The organism is Agrobacterium sp. P15N1-A (assembly GCF_044626815.1).
GTDB lineage: Bacteria > Pseudomonadota > Alphaproteobacteria > Rhizobiales > Rhizobiaceae > Agrobacterium > Agrobacterium leguminum.
This window is the reverse complement of the sequence record NZ_JBIUPF010000007.1, coordinates 1-18,798: the sequence shown is the minus strand read 5'-3', so window position 1 is coordinate 18,798 and position 18,798 is coordinate 1. Positions and strand designations below refer to the sequence as shown.

The 18,798-nt window shown below is 59.7% G+C and carries 17 protein-coding genes; 5 read left to right on the top strand and 12 right to left on the bottom strand.

Annotated features, from left to right (window positions below):
* Positions 1–10: 10 nt before the first annotated feature.
* Both ACIK7D_RS21275 and ACIK7D_RS21270 read left to right on the top strand, forming a co-directional pair.
* Entirely contained in the window at positions 11–1,015 is a 1,005-nt protein-coding gene (locus ACIK7D_RS21275) for a P1 family peptidase (RefSeq protein WP_400157289.1), read from the top strand.
* 3 nt (positions 1,016–1,018) lie between these two features.
* A complete protein-coding gene (locus ACIK7D_RS21270) occupies positions 1,019–1,414 on the top strand; it encodes a winged helix-turn-helix domain-containing protein (protein ID WP_400157288.1) in 396 nt (131 codons plus the stop codon).
* On the opposite strand, the gene modC is transcribed toward ACIK7D_RS21270, so the two are convergent.
* The 4 genes from modC to ACIK7D_RS21250 form a co-directional block, all read right to left on the bottom strand.
* A complete protein-coding gene (gene modC, locus ACIK7D_RS21265; RefSeq protein WP_400157287.1) occupies positions 1,383–2,459 on the bottom strand; it encodes a molybdenum ABC transporter ATP-binding protein in 1,077 nt (358 codons plus the stop codon). The two genes, ACIK7D_RS21270 and modC, sit on opposite strands and share 32 nt — an antisense overlap.
* Complete coding sequence (gene modB / locus ACIK7D_RS21260) at positions 2,456–3,163, bottom strand: molybdate ABC transporter permease subunit (RefSeq protein WP_400157286.1); 708 nt, start codon at positions 3,161–3,163, stop codon at positions 2,456–2,458. The genes modC and modB overlap by 4 nt, the downstream gene beginning before the upstream one ends.
* 53 nt (positions 3,164–3,216) lie before the next feature.
* Entirely contained in the window at positions 3,217–4,008 is a 792-nt protein-coding gene (modA, locus tag ACIK7D_RS21255) for a molybdate ABC transporter substrate-binding protein (RefSeq protein WP_080815771.1), read from the bottom strand.
* Between the two features lie 268 nt (positions 4,009–4,276).
* Positions 4,277–5,560, bottom strand: a complete 1,284-nt coding sequence (locus ACIK7D_RS21250) for an NAD(P)/FAD-dependent oxidoreductase (RefSeq protein ID WP_400157285.1) — start codon at positions 5,558–5,560, stop codon at positions 4,277–4,279.
* 130 nt (positions 5,561–5,690) lie between these two features.
* On the opposite strand from ACIK7D_RS21250, the gene ACIK7D_RS21245 reads away from it, so the two are divergent.
* Together ACIK7D_RS21245 and ACIK7D_RS21240 are read left to right on the top strand one after the other, a co-directional pair.
* Complete coding sequence (locus ACIK7D_RS21245) at positions 5,691–6,617, top strand: LysR family transcriptional regulator (RefSeq protein WP_400157284.1); 927 nt, start codon at positions 5,691–5,693, stop codon at positions 6,615–6,617.
* A 103-nt stretch (positions 6,618–6,720) separates the two neighbouring features.
* Positions 6,721–6,957 (top strand): Lrp/AsnC ligand binding domain-containing protein, encoded by a 237-nt coding sequence (locus ACIK7D_RS21240; protein WP_003521320.1) that lies wholly within the window; start codon positions 6,721–6,723, stop codon positions 6,955–6,957.
* Between the two features lie 306 nt (positions 6,958–7,263).
* Here ACIK7D_RS21240 and ACIK7D_RS21235 read toward each other — a convergent pair whose 3' ends face one another.
* From ACIK7D_RS21235 to epmA, 3 genes are all read right to left on the bottom strand, one after another.
* Positions 7,264–7,455: a hypothetical protein gene (locus ACIK7D_RS21235; RefSeq protein WP_003492264.1), complete on the bottom strand. Its 192-nt coding sequence runs from the start codon at positions 7,453–7,455 to the stop codon at positions 7,264–7,266.
* 378 nt (positions 7,456–7,833) lie between these two features.
* On the bottom strand, positions 7,834–8,898 hold the full coding sequence (locus tag ACIK7D_RS21230; protein ID WP_400157283.1) for a lysine-2,3-aminomutase-like protein: 1,065 nt from the start codon (positions 8,896–8,898) through the stop codon (positions 7,834–7,836).
* Entirely contained in the window at positions 8,895–9,959 is a 1,065-nt protein-coding gene (gene epmA / locus ACIK7D_RS21225) for an EF-P lysine aminoacylase EpmA (protein WP_400157282.1), read from the bottom strand. Before epmA ends, ACIK7D_RS21230 begins: the two co-directional genes overlap by 4 nt.
* A 251-nt stretch (positions 9,960–10,210) precedes the next feature.
* On the opposite strand from epmA, the gene efp reads away from it, so the two are divergent.
* Positions 10,211–10,780, top strand: coding sequence for an elongation factor P (gene efp, locus ACIK7D_RS21220; protein WP_003521324.1), 570 nt, complete (start codon positions 10,211–10,213; stop codon positions 10,778–10,780).
* Between the two features lie 111 nt (positions 10,781–10,891).
* On the opposite strand, the gene ACIK7D_RS21215 is transcribed toward efp, so the two are convergent.
* From ACIK7D_RS21215 to ACIK7D_RS21195, 5 genes are all read right to left on the bottom strand, one after another.
* A complete protein-coding gene (locus ACIK7D_RS21215; RefSeq protein WP_080815782.1) occupies positions 10,892–12,337 on the bottom strand; it encodes an efflux transporter outer membrane subunit in 1,446 nt (481 codons plus the stop codon).
* A 149-nt stretch (positions 12,338–12,486) separates the two neighbouring features.
* Positions 12,487–15,576, bottom strand: coding sequence for an efflux RND transporter permease subunit (locus ACIK7D_RS21210; RefSeq protein ID WP_080815784.1), 3,090 nt, complete (start codon positions 15,574–15,576; stop codon positions 12,487–12,489).
* A gap of 53 nt (positions 15,577–15,629) precedes the next feature.
* Complete coding sequence (locus ACIK7D_RS21205; RefSeq protein WP_080815787.1) at positions 15,630–16,832, bottom strand: efflux RND transporter periplasmic adaptor subunit; 1,203 nt, start codon at positions 16,830–16,832, stop codon at positions 15,630–15,632.
* A 198-nt stretch (positions 16,833–17,030) separates the two neighbouring features.
* Entirely contained in the window at positions 17,031–17,690 is a 660-nt protein-coding gene (locus ACIK7D_RS21200) for a TetR/AcrR family transcriptional regulator (protein ID WP_080815791.1), read from the bottom strand.
* A gap of 2 nt (positions 17,691–17,692) precedes the next feature.
* On the bottom strand, positions 17,693–18,643 hold the full coding sequence (locus ACIK7D_RS21195; protein ID WP_137004001.1) for a phosphoribosylaminoimidazolesuccinocarboxamide synthase: 951 nt from the start codon (positions 18,641–18,643) through the stop codon (positions 17,693–17,695).
* Positions 18,644–18,798: the final 155 nt, after the last annotated feature.

Sequence of the window (18,798 nt, the reverse complement as noted above, 5' to 3'; positions counted from 1 at the left end):
GGGAAACGGCATGGCGGCACTCACCAATCTTCTGACGGATATCGGCGGCGTTTCGGTCGGCAATGTCACTGATCTTGCCCTCGGCTCCGGTGTTACGGCGATTGTTTTCGAAAAGCCCGCCATCGCTTCCGGTTCTGTTTTGGGTGGTGCGCCGGGCGGGCGCGATACCGGCCTGCTCGACCCCGCGATGACGGTGGAAACGGTGGATGCCTTCGTGCTGTCGGGCGGTTCTGCCTTCGGGCTGGATGCGGCGGGCGGCGTTCAGGCCGGGCTGCGCGAAATCGGACGCGGCCTGCAGGTGGGTTCCACCCGCGTTCCCATCGTGCCGCAGGCGATCCTGATGGATCTGCTGAATGGCGGCGACAAGGATTGGGGGCTGCATTCGCCCTATCGCGAGATGGGATATGCAGCCTTCAAGGCGGCGCGTGCGGCGCCATTCGCGCTTGGAACGGTCGGGGCTGGAGCGGGTGCGACGACCGCCACCTTCAAGGGCGGGCTCGGTTCGGCAAGCGCCGTCAGTTCCGGCGGGTACAAAGTGGCGGCCATCGTCGCCGTCAATGCGCTCGGCTCGGCAACCGTTGGAACGAGCCGCCATTTCTGGTCCGCGCCGTTTGAAGTGCAGGGTGAATACGGCGATTGCGGTTTTCCCGATCGTTTCGAGCCGGATCATACCGCGCTGCGCCTTAAGGGGATCAATCTCACGGCAACGACCATCGGTGCGGTGGTGACGGATGCCGTGCTGACCAAGGCGCAGGCGCATCGCCTTTCCATCATGGCGCATGACGGGCTGGCGCGCGCCGTTCTGCCCGCCCATTTGCCAAGCGACGGCGACACCATGTTCGCGGCCTCGACCGGTGAAAAGCCGCTTGAGGGCGGCGTTCATTTCGCCGAGCTTTGCCATCTGGCGACCATCGTGATGGCGCGCGCGGTCGCGCGTGGCGTCTATGAGGCGACGGCCTTGCCGGTGGATGGAGCGCAAAAGGCCTATCGCGATCTTCATGGACGGAGCCTTTGAACAATGAGTGAGGCCCACCCGCCACTGAAGCCAGTTCTTCGTATCGACTTTCCGCCCGGAGAACGTCTCGGCCATGGCAAGATCGAATTGATGGAACTGATCGTCGAGACGGGCTCCATCTCTGCCGCCGGGCGGGCGATGGACATGTCCTATCGCCGCGCATGGCTGCTGGTGGATGCGTTGAACCATATGTTCAGGCAACCGGTTATCGAATCGCAACGTGGCGGTAAACAGGGCGGCGGTGCGGCGCTGACCGCTTTTGGCACTGAGGTGCTGGAGCGTTATCGCGGCATGGAAAAACGGATGAACGAGGCCCTGCGCGCGGATATCGACTGGCTGGAGGCCAACCGCAATCCCGATGCGGCCCTCAATAAGGATCGAGAGCCGCCGACTTTATGATCGCGTGCACCGGTTTTCCGGGCTCCAGCTGCAGCCTCTCGCGTGACAGATCGGTGATGCGCGACTGGATGATGTCGCCGCCGCAATCCACCTGAACCGTGACCATGCCGTCTTCGCTGGCAGAAACAGTCGCGACATGGCCCGCGAGAATGTTGAGCGCGCTTAAGCCTTCAGGCTTTACGGTTGCCAGCATCACATCGCGCGCTGGTATGAGCACCCGCGCCGGGCTGCCGGCCGCTCCCCTTTTTGCCGGAACATGCAGCAGCATGGTTTTCAGCCTTACGGCGGCAAGGCCATGTCGCTCATCAAAGCTTTCAATGTGCCCGGAAAGAATGCTGCCCGCTTCGCGTCGTTCGAGATGCGCGCTGAAATCCGGTCTGGAAAGCACGTCGGCCGCTTTTCCCTGCGCTTCCACCTTGCCGTCCTTCATTACCACGATGCGGTCGGCGAGGCGGGCGACCTCCTGAATAGAATGGCTGACATAGACGATCGGTATTTTCGTCTCGTCGCGCAGCCGTTCGAGATAGGGAATGATCTCTGCTTTTCGCTCCTCGTCGAGCGAGGCGAGCGGCTCGTCCATCAGCAGCAGCCTGGGTGATGAGAGGAGCGCGCGGCCGATGGCGACACGCTGTTTTTCGCCGCCGGAAAGCTTGTCCGGCCGGCGCTGCAGGAGATGGCCGATGCCGAGCATGTCGACGATGCGGTCTTCATTCGCGCTCCCGGTTTTGTTCACGGCGAACCATCTGCCGTAATGCAGGTTCTGCGCCACGCTGAGATGCGGGAAGAGCCGCGCTTCCTGAAAAACATAACCGAAGCGGCGTTTATGAGCCGGCAGGAACAGCCGTGTTCCGCTAGCGGCCAGCACTTCTCCATCGAGCAAAACCTGTCCCTCATCCGGCCGCAGCAGGCCCGCTATGATGCGGATCATCGAGGTTTTGCCGGAGCCGGAGCGCCCGAACAGCGCGGTGACGCCGCCTTCGGAGGTGAATGACGCATCGAGTTCGAAAGAACCGAGGCGATGGCGGGTGGCGACCGAAAGCGTCATTCCATGCTCACCCGTTTGCCGACGATGCGGGCCAGAAACTCCGAGACGAGCAAAGCGAGCATGGAAATCACGACGGAGACAATGGTTAGCCGCAAGGCGCCGGCATCGCCGCCTGGAACCTGGGTGAAGGTATAGATGGCGGCGGACAAAGTCTGGGTCTCGCCAGGAATATTGGAGACGAAGGTGATAGTCGCGCCGAATTCGCCCATGGCCTTGGCGAAAGCCAGGATCATGCCGGCGATGATGCCGGGCAGGGTCAGGGGCAGGGTGACGGTGAGGAACACCCAGAACGGGCTTGCGCCCAAGGTTCCCGCGGCCTCTTCCAGCCTGCGATCTACCGCTTCTATGGAGAGGCGGATGGAACGCACCATCAGCGGAAAGGCCATGACGGCGCAGGCGAGCGCCGCCCCGGTCCAGCGGAAGGAAAAGACGATGCCGAACCAGCTATCGAGAAATTGCCCGATGGCGCCCCTGCGGCCGAACAGGACGAGCAGCAGAAAGCCGGTGACGACGGGCGGCAGGATGAGCGGCAGGTGGACGATGCCGTTGAGGAGAGACTTGCCCCAGAAGCGGCCGCGCGCCAGCGCCACGGCGACCAGAATGCCGAAAGGCAGGCTGGCAAGCATGGCGATGGACGACACCCACAGGCTGAGCCTGATCGCCGTCCATTCTTCAGGGCTGAGTGTCCACCAATGCAATGCCATATCCTGCAATCGTCATCTCTCGCGGCCCATACGTGGGGGCCACGACAGGCAGTTTATTTCAAAACGGTAAAGCCTTGCTTTTCGAAGAAGGGCGTTGCCTTGGCCGATTTCAGGAAATCCAGATAGGCTTTTGCTGCCGGAGACTTGGCTTCCGAAAGAATGGCCACCGGGTAGATGATCGGCGGATGGCTGTCTTCCGGGAAGGTGCCGACGATCTTCACACCCGGATCGGCGGCGGCGTCGGTCTGGTAGACGATGCCATAGGGTGCTTCGCCGCGCGAGACGAGCAGCAGGGCCGCACGCACGCTCTCCGCGCCGGCGACCTTCTGTTCGACGGAGGACCAGACCCCGAGCTTTTCCAGAGCGGCCTTGCCGTATTTGCCCGCCGGCACGGAATCGACCGCACCCATGGCCAGACGGCCATCGCCCACCAGAGCGGCAAGATCGAAGCCCTGCTTGATCTCGACCGGCTTTGCCTTGTCTGCGGGAGCGACGAGAACGATGCGGTTGCCGAGAAGATTGGAGCGGCTGTCAGCGTTGATCAGCTTCTTTTCGGCGACATAGTCCATCCATGCGAGATCGGCCGAAACGAAGATATCCGCCGGTGCGCCCTGCTCGATCTGCTTGGCCAGCGCCGAGCTTGCGGCATAAGAAACGGTTGCTTCGTTACCGCTTTCCTTCGCCCATTCGGCGTTGAGGGCATCGAGCGCGTTTTTCATGCTTGCGGCGGCAAACACCGTGACTTTTTCGGCTGCATGGGCCGGAACGGCTGCGAATGAGGCCGCCATCCAGAAGGATGTGGCTGCGGCAATGGTTTTGAAGAAGCTGCGACGCAAAAGTCTCATGGTCTGTTACCCCCGGTTCGAGATATTCTGGTGAATATATCGATAGGCCTATAGGGCAATCATTATATTTTCAAGGATATATCGATGGGATGGGGAAAAGAGGTTGCCGGGGTGTCTGTGTAGAAGGGTGGTTAAGCTCGAAAAGCTCTCCTCGTCATGCTCGGACTTGTCCCGCGCATCTGCAACGTCTGAATTTTATTGAATGTGATTAGACCCTTGGGACAAGCCCGAGGATGACGTCGTTCCCTTGAAGCGGCTCCGTGTCCGATCAAAAACGCTCGCCGGCGAAATGGGCGATCTGTGCGCCTGCCTCATAATAGGCTTCCTTCACCGCCCGGAAAGACTGCGCTTTCGGCTCCGTCAAAGGCAGCGGCAATTCGGCTTCAGCAATCTCTCCGAGAATATGCTGCGCAATGACCTTGCCGAAGGCCGTACCCGGCGCGATACCTCGGCCGTTATAGCCTGCAAAGCCGACGACATTTTCAGCGAATTTGTGAAAGCGGGGCACGGCATTGTCCGTCATGCCGATTTGGCCGTACCATTCACATTCGAATTCCGTATCCCCGAGCTGCGGGAAAAGCCGCTTCAGCGAGCGCTTCGCCCAGGCACGATGAATGGCGGCTCCGGTGCCGCGCAGGGCGCCGACGCTGCCGAAGACCAGCCGGCCGGCTTTGTCCATGCGGAAGGATGAGAGAATCTCCTTCGTATCCCAGCAGCCTTCACGGCCGGGCAGGATGCTCTTTTGCAGATTGTCGCCGAGCGGTCTGGTCGCGAAATTGAAATAGGGCAGGTAGACCTGTTCATCGCGAACGATCTGCCACGGGCCGGTGCTATAGGCTTCGGTGGCCACAACGATCCAGTTGGCGGTTACAGATCCTTGCGGCGTCTTCACCACCCATTTTCCGTTGCTGCGTTCGGTTGCTACCACGGGGCTTTCGGTATGCGGGTGCACGCCCGCTTTCTGGGCGGCTGCGGCAAGGCCTCGAACATAGGCGAGCGGCTGTATCGTACCGGCGCGTGTATCCAGAAGCGCACCGGAATAGCCCGTACTGCCGGTACGTCTCGCTGTCTCCTCGGCATCGAGGATGCGGACTGGTGCGCCTCTCTCTGCCCATTGCTCGCAGCGCTCACGGATTTCGGCGAGCCCTTTTTCTCCGACGGCGCAATGGAGCGTGCCGTTTTTTTCGATCTCGCAGGGAATTGCGTGTTTTTCCACCAGTTCACGCACGAGAAGTGGGGCATTGCCCAGAAGATCGAGCAGGCGTTCGCCGTAAATCTCGCCCAGCACGCCGGGCAGCTCTTTCGGCATGACCCACATGCCGCCATTGATGAGGCCGACATTGCGGCCTGCGCCGCCGAAGCCGATTTGCCTTGCTTCGAGAAGAACGACATCCGCACCGCGTTCGGCAAGATGAAGGGCGGCGGACTGGCCGGTGAAGCCACCTCCGACGACAACGACATCAGCAATTGCTGCGCCCTGCAAGGCGGGCGTTACGGGCGGTTGCGGCGCGGTCTTTTCCCAGAGGCCGTGCGAGCGGGGGTCATCATACATCGTTCCACCATGTTCCGGGCCAGTTCATTTGTTCTTCGTATGAGTGACAAGCCCTTGTTTATAAGACTTTACAAGCGGTCTTGCCTGTTGAATATCAACATATCGTCAAGAGTTCATTCCGTGAGGGAATATGGTCCTGCCGCCACGCCGTTTTCTGCCGTCGCTTTCGCTGTTGGCGGCTTTCGAGGCTGCTTCCCGGACGGGCAGCGTCACCGCTGCGGCGCGGGAACTGGGGCTGACGCAGGGTGCGGTCAGCCGCCAAATCCTGGCGCTCGAAGAGCAGCTTGGCGTGGCGCTGTTCCTGCGCGAGCGGCAGACGATCCGGCTGACAAGGGCGGGGGAGGGCTATGCGCGGGAAATCCGCGAGGCGTTGCGGCGCATATCGACGGCCTCGCTCAATCTGCGCGCCAATCCGGATGGCGGCACGCTCAACCTCGGCGTTCTGCCGAGCTTCGGCACCCGCTGGCTCGTGCCGCGCCTTCCCGATTTCATCGCCAGACACCCCGGTATTTCGGTCAATCTTCTGACGCGGTCGTCGCTGTTCGATTTCCGCACCGATACAGTCGATGCGGCGATCCACTTCGGATTGCCGCATTGGCCGGGCACCGAGCTGGTTTTCCTGATGCATGAAAAGGTCATTCCGGCATGCAGCCCCGCCTTCAAGGCGCGACACGGACTTTCAAAGCCGGACGATCTACTGCATGTCCCGTTGCTGCACATGACGACACGGCCGGATGCCTGGGAGCAATGGTTTCGCAGTCATGACGTCAGTTTCGAGAATGTGCATGGCATGCTTTTCGATCAGTTCACGACGATTGCCGAGGCGGCGAGCGCCGGGGTCGGGGCGTCGCTCATTCCTTCTTTCATGATCGAGGAGGAGTTGCGAAGCGGTCGTCTGGTCGCGGCTGTTGCGGGGGAAGTGGAGAGCGAGGAAGCCTATTACCTCGCCTGCATGCCGGATCGCGCCGGTTATGCGCCGCTCGAGAGTTTTCGGCGGTGGATCGTTTCCGAGGCCGCACCGGTGCGAACGGCAGGACCGGGGGAGTTTTCGGCGTAAACCGGTAAGCGGCCTTGCAAGACGGACGCTGCTCAGCCAATAGTGCGCCATGACGCGTGGCGCGAGCAGCCATGCACCGAAAGTTCAAATACGGGAGATGTCCGTGAAGCCCATTTTCGTTCAGCTTCAATGTGAGCCCGGCAAGACCTATGATGTCGCCGACGCCATCTATAAGACGGAACTGGTTTCCGAGCTTTATTCCACCAGCGGTGAATATGATCTGCTGCTGAAAATCTACCTGCCGCAGGAAGAAGATATCGGCAAGTTCATCAACCAGAACATCGTCAATATTCCGGGAATCGTGCGCTCACTGACGACGCTGACCTTTACCGCGTTTTGATGCAGCCTATCTGAAGATACATGCATGGCGGCGGGGTAAGGCCCGACGAGTGCCATTTTACAGGGGGCCATGCGCCACTTCGATTCTGCTGGAATGTTTTCTGTCTGACGATGGGAAGCGGGTGGGGCGCTTCCGTGCTCTATTCTTCAGAGCGGTTCGGCGATCTACGGCCTGCGCGATGCAGGCAGCCGGATTGTCGTGCAAGACATGCAAGAGAAGAGCGCGCCATCGGGCCGCTGTTCGGGGTCCGATATCTGGCGCGCTCTGATTGTGACGGTTCTGTGAGCGGGCGAAAGTTTTCCCGCATCAGGCGACCGCGGCCAGGTTCCGGTTGCGCACGAGATCGCGGATGGCAATCCGCACGTCGTCGGCGCTATCGAACTTCTGTTCGTCCAGGTCATGAACGTGGAACTTCACCGCGATGAACTTCAACCGGTCATTATCCGGGATGACGATGCCGACTGGTTCGCCAGCGAATTCAATAACTTGCTTCTGCATAGATATACTCCCGCTGTGGCTACTTCACACAGCATGTTGTCGAACTGATTTTCAGGAAATTGAGACCGTTAAGTCACATTCGACAGCAGCGGGAACACGTGGATTTAAATCCAGCGTTCCAGGACTCAAAACCAAGGATTGCGTTGATGTTGATATGTTTTGACATGACACACTCCCTGTATTGGTGTTGGCCCGGAATCAGGAGACTCGTTCTCCAGTTCCACACTGATAATCCAGACCAGCACTAAAATCAATGCTGATTGTTATAGGTAGAATATTTTTCTTTATGATGACAGGAGAGGGGCGGAAATGTGAAATTTTTGTTTTCGTTGGTCGCCGCCGCGAAAAGCCCGCTGTAGCAGGCTTTTTATGTATTTTTTAATCGCCGCCGGTGGCTGGCGGTGGGTAAATATGATCGTTTCCGTTGAAATCGGAAACGGAATAACAGCCATCGCGGGTTTTTTCGGCCGCATTTCTGCCAATTGCCGCTTTGCCGTGGCCGCCGGGAATGTCGAGAACATAGGTCGGCTGGCAAAGGCCGGAGACATGCCCCCGCAAAGCGGAAACGATTCGCTGCCCCTCTTCTATCGTCAGCCGGAAATGGCTGGTGCCGGGCGCAAGATCGGGATGATGCAGATAATATGGCTTGATACGGGTCTCGACAAAGGCGCGCATCAACTCGGCAAGAACTGCCGGGTCATCATTGACGCCTTTCAAAAGGACCGTCTGGCTGACCATGGCGATGCCGGCATCGATCAGGCGCGCCGAAGCCTGCCTTGCGGCTTCGCTGAGTTCACGGGAATGATTCGCGTGCAGGGCCACATAGGTGGTTTTGCCGCTGGCCTTCAGCGCATCGATCAGCGCCGCGTCGATACGCTCGGGATCCACCACCGGCACACGGGTATGGAAGCGAACGATCTTCACATGCGGTATGTCTTTCAGGCGCGTCATCAGGTCGGACAAGCGCCGCGGGGAAAGCACCAGCGGATCGCCACCGGTCAGGATGACCTCCCAGATGGCGGGATTGGCCTTTATATAGCCGAATGCGGCGTCAAGTTCCGCCGGGCTCATCATACCGTTGCCCTGCGGTCCGACCATCTCCCGGCGGAAACAGAAGCGACAATAAACGGGGCAGACATGCACTGCCTTCAAAAGCACCCGGTCGGGATAACGGTGGACGATGCCGTGGACGGGGCTGTGCGCGTCATCGCCAATCGGATCGTCCCGTTCTTCAGGGAGATGAACGAGTTCGGCCGGATCAGGAACGAATTGTCGGGCGATGGGATCCTGTGGGTCGCGGCTGTCGATCAGCCCGGCAATCGATGGCGTTATGGCGAGCGCGTAACGTTGCGTCACCGTGCGCAGCGTCTCGAGCGCTTCGGCTTCGATAAGCCCCGCTTCGAGAAGTGCTTCGGCTGTCTTGATGGTCTCAAGCCCTGTCATCGTCCATATTCCGCGACTGGGGCCCACATGACGAGATCGATACGCGGCGCGCCGGTTGCCAGCATCACCAGCCGGTCGAAACCGAGCGCTATTCCGCTTGCCGGTGGCATGATTGCCAGCGCGGCCAGAAAATCCTCGTCCAGCGGATAGGTTTCGCCGTAAACCCTCTGCTTTTCGGCCATTTCCATTTCGAAACGCCACCTCTGCTCGGCGGCGTCCGTCAATTCGCCGAAGGCATTGGCGAGTTCAACGCCGCAGGCATAAAGTTCGAAACGCTCCGCCACCCGCGCATCCCTGGATGACTTGCGGGCAAGGGCCGCCTCACAGGTCGGATATTCATCGAGAATGGTCGCCCTGCCGAAACCCAGCTCCGGTTCCACCCGCTCCACGATGACGCGGCTGAACATATCCGCCCAGGTATCGTCATCGGCCACGCGGATGCCGGCATCGGTGAGGTTCGCCGCAAGATGGCGAGCGTCGGTTTCGCCGTTTCGGCTGATGGTGGCCAGCAGGTCGACGCCGGCATATCGCTCGAAGGCTTCGGCGACGCTCAACCGCTCCGGCTCGAGGAAGGGATCAACGCTGCGGCTGCGATAGGTGAAATTCTTCGTCTTTGTGGTTTCGGCTGCCAGCGCCAGAAGATTGGCGCTGTCCTTCATCAGGCTCTCATAGGTTTCGCCGACCCGGTACCATTCCAGCATGGTGAATTCCGGATGATGCAGGGGGCCTCGTTCCCGGTTTCGGTAAACATGGGCAAAACAGGTGATGCGTTTTTCGCCGGCGGCGAGCAGCTTCTTGCAGGCGAACTCAGGCGAGGTGTGGAGATAAAGCGGCACGGCGTCGCCGGCCGGCGTCAGGCCCTGTGTGGCGAAAGCATGCAGATGCGCCTCATTACCGGGGGAAATCTGCAATGCAGCAGTGTCGACCTCAAGAAAATCGGCGCTGGCGAAGTAGCCGCGAAAAGCCGACTGGATCGCATTGCGCCCAATGAGAAATGCGCGGCGGTCGGCGTGGACGTCCGGCGTCCACCATGGCGACATTGTCTCGTTGCTTGCGCGCATTCTCTGTTCTTTTCCGTCCTCTCTGCGGCGCCCAATTGCGGATAAACGGCCCGCAAAACGCCTGATCGCGTCATTTAAAGCTATTCCGGGCGGAAAACCGCTAGGCACTCTTCCGCGAATTGCTGTAGAAGGCTGGCAATTCGTGCGGATTTAAGGTAGTTGCGCCCCAGAAAAAAGACAAAACGTCTGTCGGGGCCGGTGCTGCCGCGCAGTCCTTTACGACGCATTTCATCGAGTTACAAGGAAGTCATATGGTCAAGGTTATCGCCTCATCCGTCCGCAAGGGCAATGTTCTCGACGTGGACGGCAAGCTTTACGTCGTTCTTACCGCGCAGAACTTTCACCCCGGCAAGGGCACGCCGGTCACGCAGGTGGACATGCGCCGCATCGTTGACGGCGTGAAGGTCTCCGAGCGCTGGCGCACCACCGAGCAGGTCGAGCGCGCTTTCGTTGAAGACCTGAACTTCCAGTTCCTTTATGAAGATGGCGAAGGCTTCCACTTCATGAACCCGGAGAACTACGACCAGGTCGTGGTCGACACTGAGACGATGGGCGATCAGAAGGCCTATCTGCAGGAAGGCATGACCTGCATTCTTTCCATTCATGAAGGCAATCCGCTGGCTGTCGAACTGCCGCGCCACGTCACGCTGGAAATCACGGAAACCGAACCGGTCGTTAAGGGCCAGACGGCGTCTTCTTCCTACAAGCCGGCTATTCTTTCCAACGGCATCCGCACCATGGTGCCGCCGCATATCGATGCCGGTATCCGCGTGGTCATCGCGACGGAAGACAATTCCTACGTCGAGCGCGCCAAGAACTGAGCCTGACGGCCAGTTAGACAAAAGCACCGGGAGACCGGTGCTTTTTTGTGTCATGAATAACAAAAAAGCCCGCGTCGAGACGCGGGCTTTTTCTTTGCCTTGCGGCGTGTCTTACATGGCCTTTGCCGCGGTCCGGGTCGGGCCCGGCGCCTTCTTCGGAGCCGTGGTCTGGCCAACGGCATAACCGCCGCCAAGCGCCACGTTCAGCGACACATAGTCCTGCGCGGTCTGCTGTACAGCCTGTGCAAGGCTCGCCTGTGCGGTGGAAACCTGGCGCTGCGCGTCGAGAACGTCGAGCAGCGAGGAGGCGCCATCGCGGTAGCTGGCGGTCGAGAGCTGCAACGCTTCCTGGTAGGACGCCACGGTCTTGCGCAATGCATCGGCCGTGCGCTGGTCGCGGGTGACAGCGGCCAGAGCGTTTTCGACTTCTTCCACAGCGGTCAGCACCGTCTGCTTCCAGACGAGATATTCCTCACGCGCCTGCGAATTGGCTAGATCGATATTGGCGCGGATGCTGCCGCCATCGAGGATCGGCAGAACGAGGCTCGGACCGAAGGACCAGCTATTGGCCGTTCCCCTGCCGCCGCCGCTCAGGAAATTGTAGCTTGGCGTGATCGAGCCGCCGAGCTCGATGCTTGGATAGAGCTGCGCTTCCGCGACACCGATTGAGGCAACTGCGGCGGCGAGATTACGTTCGGCGACACGAATGTCCGGACGGTTGCGGATGAGGTCGGCCGGAATGCCCGTGCGCGGAATGCTGCGGGCAACCGGCTGGCGTGCGCCCTTCTGCAATTCCGAAATCAGAGATGACGCCGGCAGGCCGAGCAGCGTGGCAATGCGATGCGCCGCCTTGCGGAAGTTGGTTTCGAGGCCCGGAATGTCGGACAGCGTCGAGTTGACCAGACCTTCGGACTGGACGACATCGAGGCGGGAGGCCGCGCCTGCTTCAAGCTGCAGCTTGGTCAGGTCCAGCGTTTCGCGGCGGGAGCTGAGGTTCTGACGGGCAATCGCCAGGCGCTCCTGATAATAGCGCACGTCGATATAGGCTGCGGCGACCGAGGAAATCAGCGTCAGGCGCTGAACATCGACGGTGGAGTAAGCGGCATCGAGCGATGCATTGGCGCTTTCCGTGGCGCGGCGATAGCGGCCGAAGAGATCGAGCAGCCAGGAGACGCTGAGACTGCCCGACGACACGTTGGTGACGGGAACATCACGGTAGCTGCCCTTGGTCTGGCTGGTCGTGTGGCTGCCGTTTGCCGTCAGGCTCGGCAGACCGCCCGCGCCGGCCGAGATAACCTGGGCTTCCGCCTGATTGATGCGCTCGATCGCCTGCATCACGGTCAGGTTCTGGCTCAGGCCAGTGGAAACGTAACCATTGAGGCGGCTATCGTTAAAGGCTGTCCACCACGCAACGCTGCTGATGTCGCCATTACTGGTTTTTCCGGCTTCCGCAAACTTTCCCGGCAATTGAATTTCCGGCGTCTTGTGGTCGGGCCCGACAACACAGCCTGAGAGCAGCAGCATTGTCAGGGGAAGAGTAGCGCGAATAGACAGCATGTAATTTTCCCAATTCTCTGGTTGGCTTACCGAGCGCGGCTTGCTGACAAATGGGCTGCGCGGTCGATATGCCGTAGAAACGTGCATTTGCCAAATCGGCAACATTTCTAGCAGCGTATTAACGGTTGGCACAGCCCATTTTTGTTTTGTTAACGCCTTGAAAGGCGACGAATGATGACGAAAAAGGACGGAACGAAGAAAATTCCGAGCAGTGTTGCAGAAAGCATACCACCCAGCACCCCGATACCGATTGCATTTTGCGCGGCTGAACCCGCTCCGGTTGCGATGGCGAGAGGCACGACACCCAGGATGAAGGCCAGCGACGTCATGATGATCGGACGCAGGCGCAGCTTGGCCGCTTCCAGCGTCGCTTCCATCAGGCTCAGTCCATGCTCCTGCCTTTCCTTGGCGAATTCGACGATCAGAATCGCGTTTTTCGCCGCAAGGCCGATGGTCGTCAGCAGGCCCACCTTGAAGTAGACGTCGTTCGACTGGCCGAAGAAATGCGCCGCGGTCAATGCGCCGAGGACGCCCACCGGCACGGCCATGATGACCGAGAATGGGATCGACCAGCTTTCATAAAGGGCGGCAAGGCAAAGGAACACGATCAGAACCGACAGCGCATAGAGCATCGGCGCCTGTGAACCCGAAAGCCGCTCCTGATAGGAGATGCCCTGCCATGCCACGGTGTAACCACCCGGCAGGCTTGCCGTCAGCCGCTCCATCTCGTCCATGGCGTCACCGGACGCGACGCCTGCGCCGGCGGTGCCTTCGAGCGAGATGGCGCCCGTGCCGTTGAAGCGGGCGAGAGACGGCGGAGCATTGATCCATTTCACTTCGCTGAAGGAGGAGAAAGGCACCATCTCGCCGCTGGTATTGCGGGCATACCAGAACTTCAGGTCGTCCGGCTGCATGCGGTAGGGCGCATCACCCTGAACATAAACGGGCTTGAGCTCGCCGTTCAGCGTGAAGTCGTTGACATCCCGGCCGGCAAAGATCGTCGACAGCATGAGGTTCACGGAGGAGAGATCGACCCCCATGGCTCCCATCTTTTCCTGATCGAGAATGATCTTCATCTGCGTTTCATTGTCCTGGCTGTCGCTTCTGAGCGAGCTGACCTTCGGATTGCTGGTCGCCAGCGCGATCAGTTCCTTGGACGTGGCGGTCAGTGCCTCGGTGCCGTTGCGGCCGCTATCCACGAGATACATCGAGAAACCGCTCGATGTGCCCATGCCCTGAATTGCCGGCGGAAGAAGCGGGAACACCTGAGCATCGCGGAACCCGAAGAAGGTGCCCATCGCACGCTGCACGATGGCGCCGGCGTGTTGGTCGGGGGCCGTTCTCTCGGCGAAATCCTTGAGCTTGGTGAAGACGATGGCGTTGTTCTGGCCCGAACCGCTGAAGCTGAAGCCGAGAACGCCGAAAACCGATTCGACATTGGCGGCTTCCTTTTCACGGAAGTAGCTTTCGACCTGCTTCACCACCTCGTTGGTGCGCTCGATGTTCGAGCCGGTCGGCGTCTGGATGATCGTCAGCAGCACGCCCTGGTCTTCCTGTGGCAGGAACGAGCTGGGCAGCTTGCTGAAGAACCAGGCGCAGCCGCCGATCACGATCGCGAAAATAATCATCACGCGGAGAGGCCGTTTCAGCAGGTAGCCGATGGAGGAAACATAACCATCCGTCGTCTTGCCGAAGCCGCGGTTGAACCAGGCGCCCGGTCCGCGCTGCTTCTTGTGATGGTCGATCGGCTTCAGCATCGTGGCGCAGAGCGCCGGCGTCAGAACGATGGCGACCACTGCCGAAAGCAGCATGGCCGAAACGATGGTGACCGAGAACTGGCGGTAGATGATGCCCGTCGATCCACCGAAGAAGGCCATCGGAATGAACACGGCGGTCAACACGAGCGCGATGCCGATGATAGCACCGGTGATCTCGCCCATCGACTTTTCGGTCGCCTCGACCGGCGACAAGCCCTCTTCCGACATGATTCGTTCGACGTTTTCGACGACGACGATGGCGTCATCGACGAGAAGGCCGATGGCCAGAACCATGGCGAACATGGTGAGCGTGTTGATGGAATATCCTGTCAGCGCAAGGATACCGAAGGTGCCGAGCAGCACGACGGGGACCGCGATCATCGGAATGAAGGTGGCTCTGAGGTTTTGCAGGAACACCAGAAGCACGACGAAAACGAGGATGATCGCCTCGATCAGCGTATGCACCACTTTCTCGATCGACAATTGCACGAAGGGCGTCGTGTCGTAGGGATATTCGATCGAAACACCCTCGGGCAGCGAACCTTCGACAGCGGAAAGCGCCGACTTTACGCGCGCTGCCGTATCGAGCGCGTTGGCACCCGTGGCAAGATTGACCGCGAAACCGGCCGAAGGACGGCCGTTTGAACGGGAATCGCCGCCATAGGTTTCCTGGCCGATTTCAATGCGCGCCACATCGCTGAGGCGAACGGTAGCACCATCCTTCTCGACTTTCAGGATGACCGATTCGAAATCGGCAACAGTGGTGAGCTGGCTCTGCGCCGTCACCGTTACGTTAAGCTGCTGACCCTTGACGGCGGGCACCGCGCCAAGCGAACCGACCGAAACCTGGGTGTTCTGGCTTTCGATGGCGCTGGTCACGTCGGCCGTGGTCAGCTGGTACTTGTTGAGCTTGAATGGATCCAGCCAGATGCGCATCGCATATTCGGAACCGAAGACGTTGATGCTGCCCACGCCTTCGAGGCGCTTGATCTGGTCTTCGACACGCGAGGAGAACACGTCGCCGAGATCGGCGGAGTTGCGCTTGCCGTCGGTTGAGATCAGCGCGCCAACCATCAGAATACTGGATGTGGATCGGCTGACCTGAAGACCTTGTTGCTGCACGGTGTCAGGCAGTTGCGACTGGACAAGCTGCAGCTTGTTCTGCACCTGAACCTGCGCGATGTCCGGCAGGATGGTATTGCCGAAGGTCAGCGTCACTTCGGCGCTGCCCGTCGAGGACGACGAGGTCATATAGGTGAGGTCGTCGAGGCCGGTCATGCCGTCCTCGATGATGGTCGTCACCGATTTTTCGACTGTTTCGGCGCTGGCGCCGTTATAGGTCGCGCTGACACGCACCGTCGTCGGCGCAATATCGGGATATTGCGAGATGGAGAGCGTCGCGATCGCCAATGCGCCGCCCAGCATGATGACGATGGCGATAACCCATGCAAACACGGGGCGCCGGATGAAGAAATGGGCCATGGCAGTCCTGCCTTACCTTTTACGAGCTTCGACCGAGGGTTTCGTGCTCATGCTTATTTCGAGGGGGCGGCGGCAGGCTGAGCTTGCTGCGGCAGAACGACGATACCGCGATCGTCGATGGTCACTTCAACGGGTGCGACCGTCGCACCGTCGGCGATCCACTGGAAGCCGTCGACGATGAGCTTGTCGCCATCCTTGACGTTTTCCGTCACCAGCCAGGCATTGCCCGACTGCTGGCTGGACGGGAAGGTGCGGGTTTCCACCTTGTTTTCCGCCGTCACGAATTTCGCTGTCAGTTCGCCATTGGCGTTCCGGCTCGCGGCGCGCTGCGGAATGCGGAAGCCTTTTTCCTTGCCGATGGTCAGCGTGGCGCGGACATAGGTGCCGGGAAGCAGAAGATCGTCCGGGTTTTCGAAGAGGGCGCGGATGGAGAAGGTGCCCGTCGTTTCGCTCACGGCCATGTCCGACATGTCGATCTTGCCGTCATGCTTGTATTCCGTGCCGTCTTCCAGCGTCAGGTGAATGCCGGTCTCCTTCGTATCGCCGCCGAGCTGGCCCGACGAGATCGCCTTTTTCAGGCGCAGAAGATTGATGCTGGATTCCATCAGGTCGATATAGATCGGATCGATGCGGCGCAGCGTCGTCAAAGCCGTCGTCTGGTTGGCCGTCACCACGTTGCCGATGCTGAAGGCGGTTGCGCTGGTGATGCCGTCGAAGGGGGCGCGGACCTTGGTGAGATCGAGGTTGATTTCCGCCGTTTCCAGCGCCGCCTTGGTCTGGGCCACATCGGCTTGCGCCTGCAGCAGCGTCACCTTGGCGTTTTCATATTCGATCTGCGTCGCGCCGCTGTTGACCAGGCGTTCGTAACGGGCAAGGTTCGCCTGGGCGCTCGGAATGCTTGCTTCCGCTTTCGCCACGCTTGCCTTGGCCTGTGCTACCTCCGCCAGATAGGTATTGTCCTCGATCTGGTAGAGAACATCGCCCTGCTTGACCTCACTGCCTTCCTTGAAGGGAATTTCACGGATGATGCCGGTGACGCGCGGGCGGATTTCCGCTGTCTGGAACGCGCTGGCGCGGCCGGGCAGAACGGTGGTCAAGGGATACTCGCTGGTCTTCATCAGGATGATGCTGACCGGAGACGGCGGACGCTCGGCGCTCTGGGCGGCGTTCTGGCTGCTCTCGCCGCCATCGCTGCAACCCGCCAGAAGCGCGGTTACACACAGAGAAGCAAATAGGGGTAAAATACGTCGGCTCATTGTTCTTCCCTGCGTATCGATCGCATTCAACTATAAGCGCAATGTCGCTCGGCGGATGCGCGTCCGGAAACAGACACGACAGGCGAAGGCCTTGGAAGGACCCGATTCGCTCATTCTGTCCGGACCGCCACGCGCATAGAAGCGCAGGCTTTTGCGCTTCGCAAGCAATTGCGAGAAGGTGACGTAAATTGGGAATCGTCACTTAGCAAGCGGATTGCGCAATCCCGCGTCGATTAAATCGACGAGTTGATCGCAACGTGTTGCTAAATTGCCGATATCTTCCCGGGCAATGAGGACGGGATGAATCACGCTGGTCAGCGCGTGGAGCACGGTTTCGGCGAGGGGCGAAATCTCGGCCGGCGCGTAGATTCGCGCATCGATACCGTCGCGGATAATGTCGGCGAGCAGATTGGCGATGACCGCTTTATAATAGTCGCCGCACTTCATGTCCTGCTTTGCCGTCATCAGGATCATTTCGAATATGTAAGGATTGTCGTTTAGATCCTGGTGGTGCTGTTCCATCAGGGTGCGGGCGAGATGGCGCAGTCTCGAAAGCGGCGCGTGGCTTTTATCCAGCGGCTGGATGTCCCGTTCGAATGCGCCGATCTGCTCGAAGGCGATCGCATCGACGAGCGCGTTCTTCGAACTGAAATTCTTGAAGACGTTGGCGGGAGACATGCCGAGCGCCGCGGCGATATCGGCAATCGCCACCGCATTGAAACCGCGCTCCCGGAAAAGCTCTTCTGCTTTGGCGAGAATGTCCCGCCGCGTTTCCTCGGCGGAACGGCGAGGCCGGCGCCTGACAGGACGGTCACTCTTCCTGTCGTCCTTTCTCGCCTGTTCGATCGTTTTGCTCACGGTCAGACTCCGGGGAAGAACGGCTCCAGGTTCCGGCGTATTCTTGCAAGCGGCGTCTCGCCGCTATCGTCGGGAACGAAGCTCTGTCCGGTGATGCGCTCGTAAGCATCAATATAGACCTTCGAAGTCTGCAAGACGAGGTCCTGCGGAATTTCGGGAACGTCATCCTTATAAGGGTCGCAGCGTTCGGCGACCCAGGCTCTCACGAAATCCTTGTCGAAGCTTGCCGGCCGTGTTCCGTTGCGGAAGCTTTCCTCATAACTGTCGGCCATCCAGTAGCGGCTGCTATCGGGCGTGTGAATCTCATCCGCCAGGATGATGGTGCCGTTTTCATCCGTCCCGAATTCATATTTCGTGTCGACGAGAATGAGACCCTGCTTTGCGGCGATTTCCTGCCCGCGCTTGAACAGCGCCAGCGCGTAACGGGAAAGCGTGTCCCATTGCTCCTGCGTCAGCAGTCTCTTCTCCACGATCTCGTCCGGCGTCAGCGGTTCGTCATGGCCGCCATCGAAGGCCTTGCTTGTCGGCGTGATCACCGGCTCGGGCAGAATCTGGTTGTCCTTCATCCCGTCGGGCAGGCTCATGCCGTACATCTGCCGCTCACCCTTCTTATAAAGGGTCAGGATCGACGTGCCGGTGGTGCCGGCCAGATAACCGCGAACCACGACCTCGACCGGCAATATGTCCAGTCGCTTGCCGATGACGACATTGGGGTCGGGATAGCTCACGACGTGGTTTGGACAAATATCCTTCGTCTGTTCGAACCAGTAGCGTGCCGTCTGGGTCAATACCTGTCCCTTATAAGGTATACAGGTGAGGATACGGTCAAAGGCGCTCAGGCGATCGGTCGATATGATGATGCGGTTGCCGTCGGGCAGATCGTAGTTTTCCCGCACCTTGCCACGATAATAATTCGGCAGCTCGGAAATGACGGCTTCATCGAGAATGCGCACGGGCTCTCCAATTCTTGGCTTTATCAAAGAGGCGTTAGGCGCCTCAGGTCTTCTGAAACTCTCGTCCGTTCCTATTGCATGTTTCCTGGAACAGGGCCAGTCGCGACATAAAGACCGCTCTTTCCTCTGGTTCTCGTGAAAACCACGAAACTCCC